Annotated in this window: 13 protein-coding genes and 2 tRNA genes; 2 read left to right on the top strand and 13 right to left on the bottom strand. The window is 63.1% G+C overall.

The window, feature by feature from the left end:
• Window positions 1-14 precede the first annotated feature (14 nt).
• The gene (locus B5E66_RS07085) at window positions 15-677 is read right to left on the bottom strand and encodes a metallophosphoesterase family protein (protein ID WP_087230657.1); all 663 of its coding nucleotides are present in this window, start codon (window positions 675-677) and stop codon (window positions 15-17) included.
• 72 nt (window positions 678-749) lie between these two features.
• Window positions 750-2,726: a BMP family ABC transporter substrate-binding protein gene (locus tag B5E66_RS07080; protein ID WP_242955922.1), complete on the bottom strand. Its 1,977-nt coding sequence runs from the start codon at window positions 2,724-2,726 to the stop codon at window positions 750-752.
• A 261-nt stretch (window positions 2,727-2,987) separates the two neighbouring features.
• Here B5E66_RS07080 and B5E66_RS07075 point away from each other — a divergent pair, with 261 nt between their 5' ends.
• A complete protein-coding gene (locus B5E66_RS07075; protein WP_087230654.1) occupies window positions 2,988-3,551 on the top strand; it encodes a DUF1643 domain-containing protein in 564 nt (187 codons plus the stop codon).
• Window positions 3,552-3,563: 12 nt separating this feature from the next.
• The gene (locus tag B5E66_RS07070; RefSeq protein WP_242958121.1) at window positions 3,564-4,091 is read left to right on the top strand and encodes a phosphatase PAP2 family protein; all 528 of its coding nucleotides are present in this window, start codon (window positions 3,564-3,566) and stop codon (window positions 4,089-4,091) included.
• A 70-nt stretch (window positions 4,092-4,161) separates the two neighbouring features.
• Here B5E66_RS07070 and B5E66_RS07065 read toward each other — a convergent pair whose 3' ends face one another.
• The 11 genes from B5E66_RS07065 to B5E66_RS07015 all read right to left on the bottom strand — a co-directional run bounded on the left by B5E66_RS07065 (window position 4,162) and on the right by B5E66_RS07015 (window position 13,436).
• A complete protein-coding gene (locus tag B5E66_RS07065; protein ID WP_087230651.1) occupies window positions 4,162-4,551 on the bottom strand; it encodes a metal-dependent transcriptional regulator in 390 nt (129 codons plus the stop codon).
• 88 nt (window positions 4,552-4,639) lie between these two features.
• Window positions 4,640-4,822, bottom strand: a complete 183-nt coding sequence (locus tag B5E66_RS07060; protein ID WP_242955924.1) for a FeoB-associated Cys-rich membrane protein — start codon at window positions 4,820-4,822, stop codon at window positions 4,640-4,642.
• 94 nt (window positions 4,823-4,916) lie between these two features.
• Entirely contained in the window at window positions 4,917-7,100 is a 2,184-nt protein-coding gene (feoB, locus tag B5E66_RS07055; RefSeq protein WP_087230646.1) for a ferrous iron transport protein B, read from the bottom strand.
• Window positions 7,101-7,133: 33 nt separating this feature from the next.
• Window positions 7,134-7,355, bottom strand: a complete 222-nt coding sequence (locus B5E66_RS07050; RefSeq protein WP_087230643.1) for a FeoA family protein — start codon at window positions 7,353-7,355, stop codon at window positions 7,134-7,136.
• Window positions 7,356-7,441: 86 nt separating this feature from the next.
• Complete coding sequence (locus B5E66_RS07045) at window positions 7,442-7,654, bottom strand: FeoA family protein (protein WP_087230641.1); 213 nt, start codon at window positions 7,652-7,654, stop codon at window positions 7,442-7,444.
• Window positions 7,655-7,908: 254 nt separating this feature from the next.
• The gene (locus tag B5E66_RS07040; protein ID WP_087230638.1) at window positions 7,909-8,493 is read right to left on the bottom strand and encodes a DUF3793 family protein; all 585 of its coding nucleotides are present in this window, start codon (window positions 8,491-8,493) and stop codon (window positions 7,909-7,911) included.
• 261 nt (window positions 8,494-8,754) lie between these two features.
• Window positions 8,755-8,831: transfer RNA gene (locus B5E66_RS07035), tRNA-His, on the bottom strand.
• Between the two features lie 8 nt (window positions 8,832-8,839).
• Window positions 8,840-8,913 (bottom strand) — tRNA-Arg (locus B5E66_RS07030).
• Between the two features lie 244 nt (window positions 8,914-9,157).
• Entirely contained in the window at window positions 9,158-10,249 is a 1,092-nt protein-coding gene (locus tag B5E66_RS07025; protein ID WP_242958120.1) for an SGNH/GDSL hydrolase family protein, read from the bottom strand.
• A gap of 219 nt (window positions 10,250-10,468) precedes the next feature.
• Window positions 10,469-12,199 carry a class I adenylate-forming enzyme family protein gene (locus tag B5E66_RS07020; RefSeq protein WP_087230632.1) on the bottom strand — a complete coding sequence of 577 codons (1,731 nt, stop codon included), beginning with the start codon at window positions 12,197-12,199 and terminating at the stop codon, window positions 10,469-10,471.
• A gap of 301 nt (window positions 12,200-12,500) precedes the next feature.
• A complete protein-coding gene (locus B5E66_RS07015; protein ID WP_087230629.1) occupies window positions 12,501-13,436 on the bottom strand; it encodes an ATP-binding cassette domain-containing protein in 936 nt (311 codons plus the stop codon).
• Window positions 13,437-13,554 lie beyond the last annotated feature (118 nt).

The raw sequence follows: 13,554 nt of genomic DNA, 5'->3' as shown, positions 1-13,554 counted from the left end.
CCCAAAGCGGGTCGTTATTTGGAGATGGACGCAATAACGGAGCGGAAGAAGAACACTTTCCGTGTATCCAGAGGCTCGGGGTCGGGCACCTCAAAGAGATAGCGCTCGGTGGCGTTGATGACGGTGGTCTCGCCCCGCTGGCACACCCGGGGAAGCTTGTAGTTGTAGAACAAATGGATGTGCCCATGGACGAACCACCTGGGCTTCAGCTCATCCAGCAGGTTGTTGAAGCAGGCGAAACCCTGGTGGGGCAGATCGTCGCCGTCGTTCAGGCCCCGGGCGGGGGCGTGGGTCAGCAGCACGTCGATGCCCCCCATCCGGCGCACCTTGGGCCGCAGCCGTGCGATGCGCCGGCGCATGGCGCGCTCGGTGTACTGGTAGGGGCTCTCGCGGTTGTAGCGGATCGAGCCGCCCAGGCCCATGATCCGCAGGCCCTTCCAGTTGTAGACCCCGTCGTCCACGCAGATGCAGCCGCCCGGCTCATGCTGGGCGTAATCGTTGTCGTGGTTGCCGTGGACGTAGAGGATGGGCGCGGCGGTGAAGTTGGTCAGATATTCCAGGTAGGCGCGGGGCAGGTCCCCGCAGGACAAGATCAGGTCTACGCCATCCAGCCGCTCCCGGCATTGGGATGACCACAGCGCCTTTGAGGCTACATCCGAAATTGCGAGTATCTTCACGTTCCCTCATGCTCCGTTCTGTTTGAATTTCCTTTTACCTTTTTACCATTTGCCGTTTTGCCGCAGCGGGGGTCACTGCTTTGCCTTGGGGGCGGCCAGCGCTTCGGGCTGGCCCTTGATGACGTCCAGGCCGCAGATGTCGGCCAGGGCGCGGGTCTTGACGTCCAGCTGGTCGTAGCCGGGCAGCTCGCCCTCCACGCAGGCGTCCAGCCAATCCATCAGCATCAGCTCCTTGGGGGTGTAGACCACCTTCTGGGGCGAGTGCATCTGATGGTCCTGTGCATAGACCTTGGTGGGGAAGATGGTCAGCAGGCCGCTGTGCAGCTGGGTCTCCATCAGGCCCAGCAGCTGCAGGGAGCCGCCGGGCAGCCCGTCGCTGTAACGGATGCTGACGGCGCCGCTCTTCATGCCCCACCAGTAGTTGATGGCCTTGCCGGTGTCGGCGTTGTCCCAGCTGCCGTTGAGGATGGAGCGGATGATCTCCACATAGAACACGTCCCAGCGCCAGTCGGGCAGGCCCAGGGGCCGGATGACTCCGTCGGGCAGCCGCTGGCACAGGCCGTAATCCCGGTGGGAATCGGGAGCTTCACGGCTGTCCCGCGCGTAAAAGAGAGTCACGTCGGGGCGGTCCGAAAAGTCCAGGGGATGGGCCGGGTCGGGCAGGCAGGCCCAGCGCAGCGCCACCCGGCCGGAGGGCCGCACCGAGCGCAGGCCCTGGGCATAGGCATTGATGGCGGCGGGGGTGCCATAGACGGGGTTGGCGGCCACATAGCCCACCGTGTCGGTGGGGGAGAGGATGCCCGCCAGCATCCCCAGGATATAGGTGGCCTCATAGGTGCGGGGGTAATAGGTGCGCACCAGGGGGTGCGGGGCGTTGAGCGAGCAGTTCAGGAACTTGGTCTTGGGGTGCTGGGCCGCCACCTTGAGGCAGGCGGTGTGCATCCGGACGCTGGTGGTGAATACCACGTCGGCGCCGTCGTGGGCCACCTCCTCCAGCACCTGCTCGGCGTCCACCTGGGGGTCCACGTTCTCCCGGGAGGACAGGATCACCCGGTCGGTGAAGGTGTTGGCCAGGGCGTCCCGGCCCTTTTCATGGGCGCGCACCCAGGCGCTGGTGGCCTTGTTGTACTCGTGCAGAAAGACCACGCGCAGCTCGCTGGGGCGGGGGTTGAACAGATTTAGCTTGCCCTTGGTCAGGCTGGTCAGGCTGGTGAGGGGCGAGGCGGTGTCGGGGTGGGGCTCCAGCACCACTTCCACCGCCTGGTCTTTGGTCAGGACGGTGATCTCGTCCCAGATGCGGGCCAGGTTTTCCTTGATCTGGGCGGGGGTGGCGTCGCAGGCGTCCGAGTAGCGGTAGACCGACAGGTACACCAGCAGCGCGTCGCCCACCGTCAGGGGCAGCTGTGCGCCTCCCAGAGCCCGGAACTGCTTGCGGAACTTGGTGTGCAGGGCATTGAAGTTCAGCCGGTCGTCATCGGTCCACTCCTCCCCCGACGCCTTGCATACCAGCTTTTGCAGCTTGGCGTAGCTGCCCGGCCGCGAAAACTGGACGATGTTCACCCGGCTCAGCTTGTAAAAATCCAGAAACTCGTAATAGATGCGGTTCTCCAGGCTGTTGTTGCGGGCGGGGATGAGCCGGACGACGGTGCCGGGGATGCTGGCCGAGTCGAAGTGCTTGAGCACCGACACCCGCTTGTTGCCCTCCTCGATATAGAACTGGTTCAAAAACTCATAGGCGGTGACCGGGTTGCGGATGCCCTCTTCCAGATGGGCCTCACAGAGGTTGGACCACTTGGTGGCAAACTCGGTGTCCACGTCCAGCAAGGGCATGAAGTTGGGGGCAAAAGCGGTGTGGCGGCCGCTGGTCTTGGTGCCCACGATGCTCTCGCTGGGCATATTCACCAGGCCCAGAGGCTCGGTGGCCACAATGTCCACGTTGACAAGGATGTCGTCCAACACCGGCAGGTAAGGGTTCTGGCCCCGGGCCACATGGGCGCGGTAGTCTTTCTGACCTGCCTTGAGGGCTGCTTTATATTCTTCCATCGACATAATGTAAAAGGCTCCTTTCTTTGCAAAAAAGCCGGATCTCACACACACAAAGGCGGGGGCGGCCCGCCTTATCCTACAGTATACCACAGATTTTGTGTTTTGTCTCTACCGTCGGGCAGACAGTGCTGGGATACATCAGCGGGGGACGGCCGGCAGCCCCGGCGCCCCGGGCAGACGCGCAGGGCCTTTTTTGCGCCCGGCGCTTGCAACCGGCCCGGTTTTCAGGTACCATAAAAGAAAAACGAAGGGAACAGGATCAAGATGGAAACAAAAACCCTCCCCGCGCTCCAGGCGGGGGAATACGCCGGGGGCCTGTGGTATTATGAGCCCCATGTCTATATGCCCTACCGGTATGTGCTGGGGCGGCCGGGACACAGGCCGCTGGTGTGCATCGGCATCAACCCCAGCACCGCACAGCCCGGCGCGCTGGACCCCACCGTCAAGAGCGTGGAGCGGCTGGCGGCCTCCAACGGCTTCGACAGCTGGATCATGTTCAATGTCTACCCCCAGCGGGCCACCGATCCCAACGATATGGACCTTGTGCCCGACCGGGCCCTGTGCGATGAGAACCTGCGGTGGCTGGCGGCAGTGCTGGCCCAAACGCAGCCCACCATGTGGGCAGCCTGGGGCACCCTGATCGAAAAGCGGGCCTATCTGCCGGGCCTGATGCGGGAGATGGTGGCGCTGACCCGGGAAAAAGATATCCCCTGGGTCACCATCGGCAAACGGAGCAAAAAGGGCCACCCCCACCACCCGCTCTATCTGCGCAAGGACGCGGTGCCCGAGCCCTTCGATGTGGAGGGGTATCTGGACAGCTGCTTTTGAGGGGGCGGCAGGATGATGCAAAGCAGCCGGCTGGGGATGTCCCCGGCCCAGTACCAAAAGATACGGGCCTGGTTTGAGGCGCGCCCTGCGGCGCTGCGTGTCCTGCGGGCCCTGGACCGGGGCCTGCCCTGGGTGACGGCGGCCTCCTACGGGGTGCTGCTGGCCGTGCTGGGGGCGCGATGGGCCGCCACGGATCAGGATATGCAGCAGCTGGCCCGCGCAGTCCTGGTGCCGGCGGCAGCTTTCCTGGGCTGCGGCTGGCTGCGCCGGGTTTTGGACTGCCCCCGGCCCTACCAGCAGCCCGGCTTTGAGGCTCTGGTGCCCAAAAAGACCCGGGGGCGGTCCTTTCCCTCCCGGCACGCCGTCAGCGGCGCGGTGATCGCCATGGCCTGGCTGCCGGTGTGTCCCCTCTGGGCCGCGGTTTTGGCGGCGGTGGATGCGGCCATCTGCGCCGAGCGCGTGGTGGCAGGGGTGCATACGGCAGGAGACGTGCTGGCCGGCGCAGCCCTTGGCTTTGCCGTGGGATGCCTGTGCCTGTGAGGCCGCCCGGAAGATCCAAACGCAAAACGGCCCTGCTTCCGCTTGGGAGGCAGGGCCGTTTTTTGCTGGTTCAGCCGGTGAGGGCGTCGTCGGGGCCGAACAGGCGCTCGTATTCACCGGTAAAGAGACGTTCGGGCAGGGCGGCAGCCAGGGCCAGGGCGGCCCGGTGCTTTTCGTCCGCAGTCAGTTCCAGGGCCAGGGGAGGGAAGTGCTCCAGCACGCAGTCCAGCTGCTGCTGCACCCGCCGGGCCACAAAGATGCCCCGGTCGGTCAGATAGATCTTGCCATAGTGGGCCTTGACGATCATCCCGCGGTCCATCAGCTGGCCCAGGGCCCGGGCCACCGAGGGCCGTGTGACCCCCAGCCGCTCGGCAATGGTGCGGGAACTGACGTCTCGCTGGGTGTGGGCGGTCTGGTAGATGGCCAGCAGATAGCGCAGGTGGGCGGCGGAAAGCTCCATAAAAAGAACAGCTCCTTTCGGCACAATGGAAGCCAAAAAGCGGGCGCGGCCCCCGGAAAAGGCGGCACACGCCCGCTTGCGGATCTGCTCAGTGGCAGCCGCCGCAGCCATGGCAGCTGCCGCCGGAGCCGCAGTGACTGCATCCGCTGCAGCCGCTGCACTTGCCCGACCGCAGGTCGCGGACGGTGGCGCGCACCGACAGCCCCACCAGTGCGAACACGATGGAACCCACCACGATGGTGGACAGATTGGCGGCTAGAAACTCCAGCATAACGGCAAACCTCCTTGCAGGGTGCAGGGGGATCCGGAGAGCACGCCGGCGTTTTGAACCGGCGCGCTCCGGCACAGATCCCGGATGGGAAAAATCAGGCGTTGGCGGCGGCCTTGCGGTTCAGGCGCACGCCGTCTTTGGACTCGTAGGGGTTCTTGCGCAGCAGCAGGTACAGCAGGACGGCCAGCAGCACCACCGCCACGACGGTGAAGGGATTGAAGGCGACCTCGCCGGTAATCAGTCCGCCCAGCTGGTAGACGATGAGGGAGACCACATAGGCGAACACGCACATATAGCCGATGGCAAAGGCGGTCCAGCGGGGGTTGTTCATCTCGCGCTTGATGGCGCCCATGGCGGCAAAGCAGGGGGCGCACAGCAGGTTGAAGATCATAAAGCTGTAAGCGGACAGGGCGGTGTAATCGGCGGCGATGTTGGCCCAGATCTCCTCGCCCTCCTCGGACACTTCGGCCAGGCCGTACAGCACGCCCAGGGTGGCCACCACGTTCTCCTTGGCGATCAGGCCGGTGACGGCTGCGGTGGTGGCGCGCCAGGTGCCAAAGCCCAGAGGCGCAAAGATGGGAGCGGCCACGCCGGCGATGGCGGCCAGCAGGGACGTATTGGTGTCCTCCACCATCCCGAAGCCGCCGTCGGTGAAGCCGAAGCCCTGCAGGAACCACAGCACCACGGTGGAGGCCAGGATAACGGTACCGGCCCGCTTGATGTAGGACCAGCCGCGCTCCCAGGTGGCGCGCAGCACGTTGCCCCAGGCGGGCACATGGTAGGCGGGCAGCTCCATGACGAAGGGCGCCGGGTCACCGGCAAAGGCCCTGGTCTTTTTCAGGATGATGCCGCTGACCACCACGGCGGCGATGCCGATGAAATAGGCGCTGGTGGCCACCAGACTGCTGCCCCCGAAGATGGCGCCGGCCAGCAGGCCGATGATGGGCATTTTGGCGCTGCAGGGGATGAAGCAGGTGGTCATGATGGTCAATTTGCGGTCCCGGTCCTGCTCAATGGTGCGGCTGGCCATGACGCCGGGAACACCGCACCCCGAGGCCACCAGCAGGGGGATGAAGCTCTTGCCCGACAGGCCGAAGCGGCGGAAGATGCGGTCCATCACAAAGGCGATACGGGCCATGTAGCCGATATCCTCCAGGATGGCCAGCAGGAAGCTCAGCACCAGGATCTGGGGCACAAAGCCCAGGGCTGCGCCCACGCCGGCCACAATGCCGTCGTTGATCAGGCCCACCAGCCAGTCGGCGCAGCCGATGGACAGGAGGAAGCCCTCCACGGCGGGGGGCACGATCTCGGTGAACAGTACGTCGTTGACCCAGTCGGTGCCCATGGTGCCGAAGGAAATGGGGGTGCCGCCCATGGCGATGGTATAGATGACCAGCATCACCACCGCAAAGATGGGCAGGGCCGCCATCCGGTTGGTGACGATGCGGTCGATGCGGTCCGAAACGGTCAGGTTGTCCTTGCGGGCCTTGCGGGTATAGGCCTTCTGGATGACGGTGTGGATGAAGGTATAGCGTTGGTTGGTGACGATGCTCTCGGCGTCGTCGTCCAGCTCCTGCTCCACGGCGGCCACAGCCTGCTCCACCTGAGCGGCGGTGGCGCTGTCCAGGTGCAGCTCGGCCATCACCTTTTCGTCCCGCTCAAACAGCTTGACGGCGTACCAGCGGACAAAGCGGCTTTCCACCTTGCCCTGCACCAGGCTCTCGATGGTCTCGATGGCCTTTTCCACGCTGCCGGTAAAGACCTTGGGCAGATCGGCGGGCTTGCCGCTGCGGGCGGCGGCCACGGCGGCATCGGCGGCGGCCTTGCAGCCCTCGCCCTTCAGGGCGCTCATCTCCACGGCCTTGCAGCCCATGGCGGCGCCCAGCCGGCCCAGGTCGATCTTGTCACCGTTCTTGCGCACCAGGTCCATCATGTTGACGGCCACCACCACCGGGATGCCCAGCTCGATCAGCTGGGAGGTCAGGTAAAGGTTCCGCTCGATGTTGGTGCCGTCCACGATGTTCAGGATGGCGTCGGGCTTTTCGCTGACCAGGTAGTTGCGGGAGACCACTTCCTCCAGGGTATAGGGGGACAGCGAGTAGATGCCGGGCAGGTCCTGGATGACCACATCCTTGCTGTCCTTCAGCTTGCCGTCCTTCTTTTCCACCGTGACGCCGGGCCAGTTGCCCACGTATTGGTTGGCGCCGGTCAGGCTGTTGAACAGGGTGGTCTTGCCGCAGTTCGGGTTGCCTGCCAGTGCGATCTTGATTTCTGCCATGTACAGCTTCTCCTTTCTGTGCGCAATGCGCGATCAGTTGACCTCCACCATTTCCGCGTCGGCCTTGCGCACGCTCAGCTCATAGCCGCGTACGTTCAGCTCCATGGGATCGCCCAGCGGCGCGACCTTGCGCACATAGATCTGGACGCCCTTGGTGATGCCCATATCCATGATGCGGCGTTTGACCGGGCCGGCGCCGTTCAGGCGGGCGACGGTGACGGTCTCGCCGACCTTCGCGTCTTTCAGCGTTTTCATAGTTTGTTCCTCCTACTGCATCAAATCGCAATATACAAAACCGTCAGGGCAAGGGGCCCCGGCCGTTTTACCAAAACAGGGGCGGGTCAGAACAGGATCCGGTTGGCCATGCCGCCGTCCAGGGCGATGCGGCCGTCTTTGACCTGCAGGATCAGGCTGCCGCCGATCGACTGGACCACCGTTACATTGCTGTCCACCACAAAGCCGAGTTCGGCCAGATGCTGGCGCACTTCGTCCCGGCCGGTGATCCGCCGGATGGTGACGGTCTGTCCCGGCCTTGCCATTGTCAGAGGCATCATATCGATACAGCTTCCTTTCATCGGCGCGCCGCCGCAGGCAGGGGACGGCGCGGTTCGTTCATACAAACTTCACAGTAGGTAGTTTACTCTTACTAACTTCGAAAGTCAATCGCTTTGACCAAAATTTGGTAAGTTTGTAAAAACTAACAATTTTCCTCCCTGGCCGGAACCGGCTTTTTGGCGCTTTTGGCGCCTGAAACGGATGCACCAAAGCAAAGGCGGGGATGGAACTTGGCTTCGCCCAAACGCAAAGCTCAGGCCGCCACGGCCAGACGCAGGATGGGGGTGCCGCTGTGGAACAGCCGCAGATAGACGGCAGTGCACTTGTTCAGTTGGGCAAACAGGCGGCGGGCTGCGTCGGGGTCGCCGTAGGCTTTCCAGCAGCCGCAGCAGGTGAAGTTCTGGCCGCGGTTGCGGATAAAGCCCACCACATCCTCCAGCGGGTAGCCCAGAAAGACCCCGATCTCGTGGGGGAAATCGCCGTCGCAGGCCAGCCGTCCCGCCAGCTGGGCCAGCAGCGGCTGGCAGGCATCGCCGGCCGCCTGCAAGGGCAGGGCGTAGCCTTCCTGCTGCAAAAACTGGCGCACCTCGGGCCGTCCCAGTACCGCTTCCAGCCGGGCGGGCCGGTACAGGTAGATCAGGAACCAATGCCGGATGGGGCATTCCTTCAAAACCAGCAGGCGGATGCCCCGGCCGCTCAGCTGGGCGTTCCAGCCGGCAACGGTGGCATAGAGGGCCTGCCGGTCCCGGCATTCATGGCGGAACAGGTTGGCGGCCTTCAGCCCCGCCAGAACGGGGGAGCACTGCTCGATCATCACGGTCTCGAAGTTTCTCTCCATAAGGTCATACCTCGCACAAGTCAGAATGGGTCCCTATCCAGTATGCCTGGTAATGGGCCGGGTATACAAAATGGTAAGTCAAAGCTAACCTTGTGGGCTAAAAAGAAGGCAGGAAAGTCTGCCTTAAAGGTTAGCTATTACTAACGAGTGTATCTTACCACATCCGGACCGCCTGTGTCAAGCACAAGATGACGCAGAGAAGCGAACATGACCTTTCCGTCACGCAAAAAAGCCTCCCTTGCGTAGGCAAGAGAGGCTTGGTGGGGTGCCCAGAGGGACTCGAACCCTCGATCTCCAGATCCACAATCTGGCGCGTTAACCGACTACGCTATGGGCACCACAGCAATGCGCCCGAAGGGACTCGAACCCCCGGCCCACTGCTTAGAAGGCAGTTGCTCTATCCAGCTGAGCTACGGGCGCACGTCCTGATCCCATTGGGGTGATATTGTTGGGACAGCCGTTCGGCACAGGCTGCGAGAGATATAATAGCATAATCGGGCCGGTCTGTCAAGAAAAAACCGGAAAAAAGTGCGGGATTTTTTTCGCCGACCCGCCGCACCGAAAAAAGATGCGTTCCAGCGCGGACCGCAGCCAAAAAAGCCCCGTCCGGGCAGCGCGTGCACACGGGCGGGGAACAAGGATCGTGCAGCCAAAACGGGGCCGCTCAGCGGTCGATGGCGTCGATGATCTGATTCGCGATGTACTTGTGGCCTGCGGTGGTGGGGTGGCCGTCGTTGGCGGTGCGGGTGCGGGGGATGCCCACATAGGTGCAGCCGGTGTCCTCGGCCAGCTGGCGGACAAAGCGGTTGTAGCGGTTGAAGAAATGGCTCCAGGTCCACAGCAGGGGGACAGGGTTGTAGCAGCCCAGCAGGAGGATCTGGGCGTCGGGGTTGATGGCCCGGATGGCCTCGATGATCTGGGGCAGGTAGGTCTCCACGTTCTCGTAGGCCTGGTTGCACACCTTGGAGGCGCCGGTGGTGAGGGCGTAGAACAGGTCGCTGGTCTCCTTGAAAGTCAGCCGCATCCCGAACAGCTGCTCGGCCATGCTGACGAAAGTCTTAAAGTCCATGTCCCGGTAGCCGCCCGACACGATGGTGTTGGCCAGCTGCTCCGACTTCCAGTTGGTGGCCTCGCCGATGGACACCACAAAGGGCACCATGGCGTCGTTCATGCCGATCTGGATGCTGATGACGTCGGCCTCGCGGATGTAATCGGGGAAAGAGGGATAGACATAATAGGTGCCGGCGGGCTGGTTGAACTCGGACATCTGGCCGTCCCGCACCATCTCCAGCAGGTCTTTGGTCATCAGGGCGGGCAGGCCCAGGTCAAGGGCGTGCTGCCGGTCCAGCCCAAGGCCCTGGGCTACATAGGATACATAGCAGCTCTCGGGGTAGCCGGTAAAGTTGGGGCTGATGTCGTAGAAGATCTCGGCGGGGGTGTAGGAGAAATCGCTCAGGCCCACGCCGGCCGCGATGCTGTCCCCGAGGGCTACATAGGTGAAGGAGTGCTGGTCCTGGGGGCCTTCAGCCGCGTCCTCGGCGGGGGTCTCGGGGATCAGCATGACCTGGTCCTGGGCAGGGTCCTGGGGGGCGGTCTGGCCGTCCGCAGGCACCTGTTCGGTCACATAGATTGCGGTGGGGCCGTCGGCGCCGCCGATGACCCCACTGTCCGCGGGATCTTCCGCGAAAGCGCCCAAAGGCGTGCAGGACACCACCAGTGCTGCCGCCAGCAAAAAGCTGAGAATGCGTTTTTTCATGACAGACTCCTTCTTGTCCATCGGCCCGTGCGGGACACCCGCTGAAATGCGGACAAAATATGGACAAATGACGTATTTTTGGATGGTTACATTTATCAATCATAAAAGCCCCAGGGGCAAATGTCAACCCTTTGGGGGCATTTTCCAGAATTTGGACAAAAAAACAAGCCGCTTTCTTTACAAAAGAAAGCGGCTTGCGGATGCAGGGGAAAAGGGGCTTTAGTAGTCCTGGGGCGTGACCTGGTTTTCCAGCTCGATGTAGTCCACCTTGCCCACGGGGGTCAGGGGGAGCTTGTCGATGAACTTGTAGCCCACCGGCAGGACGTACTCGGGCAGCTCGTCGGCGCACATGGCCCGCAGCTCCCGGACGATCTGACGCTTTTTCTTCTGGCAGTTGGGATTGAGCACCACATAGGCCAGGGGCAGGCGGCCCTGCACATGGTCCTTGTCGGTGCAGCCCACCACCGAGCAGCCCGAGACGGCGGGGTGGGTGCTGATGACGTTTTCGATCATGGAGGGGAAGATCTTGAAGCCGTCGTGGCGGATGATCATCCGCTTGATGCGGCTGTCCAAAAAGACGTAGCCGTCCTGGTCCATGTAGCCGATGTCGCCGCTGTGGATCCACACCCGGCCGTCGGCATGGCGGCGCATGATGATGGCGGTCTCGTCGGGCTTGTCGTAATAGCCCTGCATCATGCTGGGGCCCGAGATGCAGATCTCGCCCCGCTGCCCGATGGGCAATTCGGTCTCGGTGCCCGGCTCAAAGATGGAGACCATGGTGCCGGGCAAAGGCAGGCCCACGCTGCCGGGCTTGTTGCGGGTACCGGCGGCGGCGGTGGCAGCCGAGCAGACCTCGGTCATGCCATAGCCCTTGGCCAGGGCGTAGCGGGCCCCGTGGCTGGACAAAAAGTCGTTGACCGTCTTTTCGGCGCCCAGGGAGATGGCGTCCCCGCCGCAGCAGAAATTGAGCACGAAGGACAGGTCTTTCTTTTTCATGTGGGGGTCGGCGGCCAGCACCTGGTAGTGGGCGGGCACGCCGAACATATGGGCGGGCTTATATTTGAGCACCAGCTTGCCCAGCTCGGCGGGGTCGAGGTTGGGGACGATGACCACTGTGATGCCCAGAGACAGGGGCAGATGGATGCCGCAGGCATAACCGTAGGCAATGAAGGGAGGCATGATGTTCAGCAGCTTCTGCTGGCGCTGGAACACCACCTCATAGGCGGCGAACTGCTGGGCCAGGGCGTTGAAGGCTGCGTCCCCCAGCTGTACGCCCTTGGGGCTGCCGGTGGTGCCGCCGGTGTGCACGATGACGGCGGTATGGTCGGGGTCGTAGGGCTCGCTGGCTGTGCTGGCCCCCTGGCCCGCCGCCATGAACTGCTTCCAGGTGATGACGTTGGAGGCGTAGCGGTTGCGGTCGGGGTTGGCGGCGGTGTAGGCCAGCTTCATGGCGCCCTTGAGGGACTCGGCCGGGGAGAACACCAGCACCTTTTCCACGCGGGTGCGGCGGACGGCCTGGTGGCACTTGTCGTAGAACAGGTTCATGCAGATCAGCATCCGGGAATCCACCTCCCGGATGTATTCGTTGATGCCTTCGGGGCTGTAACGGGGGTCCACCAGATTGAGGGTGGCGCCCACCATGTCGCAGGCATAGAACAGGTAGATCAGCTCGGGGGTCATGACGCTGACGGCGGTCAGGATGTCGCCCTTGGCCACCCCGGCAGCCCGCAGGGCGGCAGCGGTCTTTTTGACATTGACGAACAGGGTGGCGTAGGTGATGTGATTGTTGTAGTACATAAGGGCGCACTCGGCCAGATGGCCCTTGTTCTGGCGGCAGATGTAGTCAAAGGCCGAGCAGTTGGGTGCGGGCATATCCCGGTATTTGGGGTCGTAGGAGGCAAGCCAGGGCATTGCCTTGGACGCATAGACCGGCTCTTGGGTGACAGGCATAAAGTTCCTCTTTCTTCCGTTTTATTTTGCGGGGTTTGCGCAGGGCGGCGGGCAAAAGGCCGCCAGAGGGCGCATCGTTCACATTATACGGTGTGCAGGCGGGGAAAGTCAATACAAACCGGCTGTCCCCTGGCTGCATACAGGGGCCAGTATAGCAGAAATATTTGACGAAATAGTGAACGCTGCCTTGTATTCACTTTGATTTTACACAAATCATCCGAAGGCAAAAAAATCCCGGACACACGGCAGATGGGTGTCCGGGACAGGCAGACGGAAAGAGGCGTCCGGCTGTGAAGCGATGTCACAGGGGACGGGCCGCCAGCCAGCGCTCCGCTTCGCCGGCGTTGCACAGCACCCAGTGGTTGGGCCGCAGCTGCTGCCAGGAGGGCGGATCGGCGTCGTAGTGATGGATGGAGGGGTCGTAGACCTCCAGCTTCTTTTGGCGCTCCAGCCGGGGGCTGGGCATGGGGATGGCGGACAGAAGGCTGCGGGTATAGGGGTGCAGGGGATGGGCCACCAGTTCTTCGGCGGCGGCCAATTCCACGATATCCCCCTTGTGGATGACGGCGATGCGGTCCGAGATATAGCGCATCACCGACAGATCGTGGGCGATGAACAGGTAGGTGATGCCCCGCTGCTGCTGCAAATGCCGCAGCAGGTTGAGCACCTGGGCCCGGATGGACATATCCAGCGCCGAAATGGGCTCGTCGGCAATGATGAATTCGGGTTCCACGATCAGGGCCCGGGCGATGCCGATGCGCTGGCGCTGCCCGCCCGAGAACTCATGGGGGAACCGGGAGGCAAATTCGGGCAGCAGGCCCACCTCCATCAGCACCTGGCGCACCTTTTCCTCCCGCTGGGCGGCGGTGAGGTCGGGGCGGACGTTCATCAGCCCTTCCCCCACGATGTAGCTGACTTTGGCCCGCTCGTTGAGGGAGGATTGGGGGTCCTGGAAGATCATCTGGATCTCCTTGATGACCTGGCGGTCCAGCTCCTTACGGATGTGCCCGTTGATCTGCTGGCCCTTGTAGAGGATCTGGCCGCCCGATGTGGGCAGGATGCGCATGATGGCCCGGCCGATGGTGGTCTTGCCCGAGCCGCTCTCGCCCACCAGGCCAAAGGTCTCGCCCTTGTAGATCTCAAAGTTGGCGTGGGACACGGCCTTGTACTTTTTGCGCCCGGAGCCGTAGGTGACCTCCAGGTCCTTGACCTGGAGCAGGATCTCTGGCTGTGCCATGGCTCAGATCCCCTCCTCTCGCAGGCGGCGGACCACGGCCGGCGGCTCGATTTTGGGAGCGCGGGGGTCCAGCAGCCAGGTCTTGGCTCTGTGGGTGGGGGAGACCTCAAAATAGGGG

This window comes from Faecalibacterium sp. An121 (assembly GCF_002160915.1).
Classification (GTDB): Bacteria; Bacillota; Clostridia; order Oscillospirales; family Ruminococcaceae; genus Faecalibacterium; species Faecalibacterium avium.
This window is presented reverse-complemented; position numbering and strand designations above follow the sequence as displayed.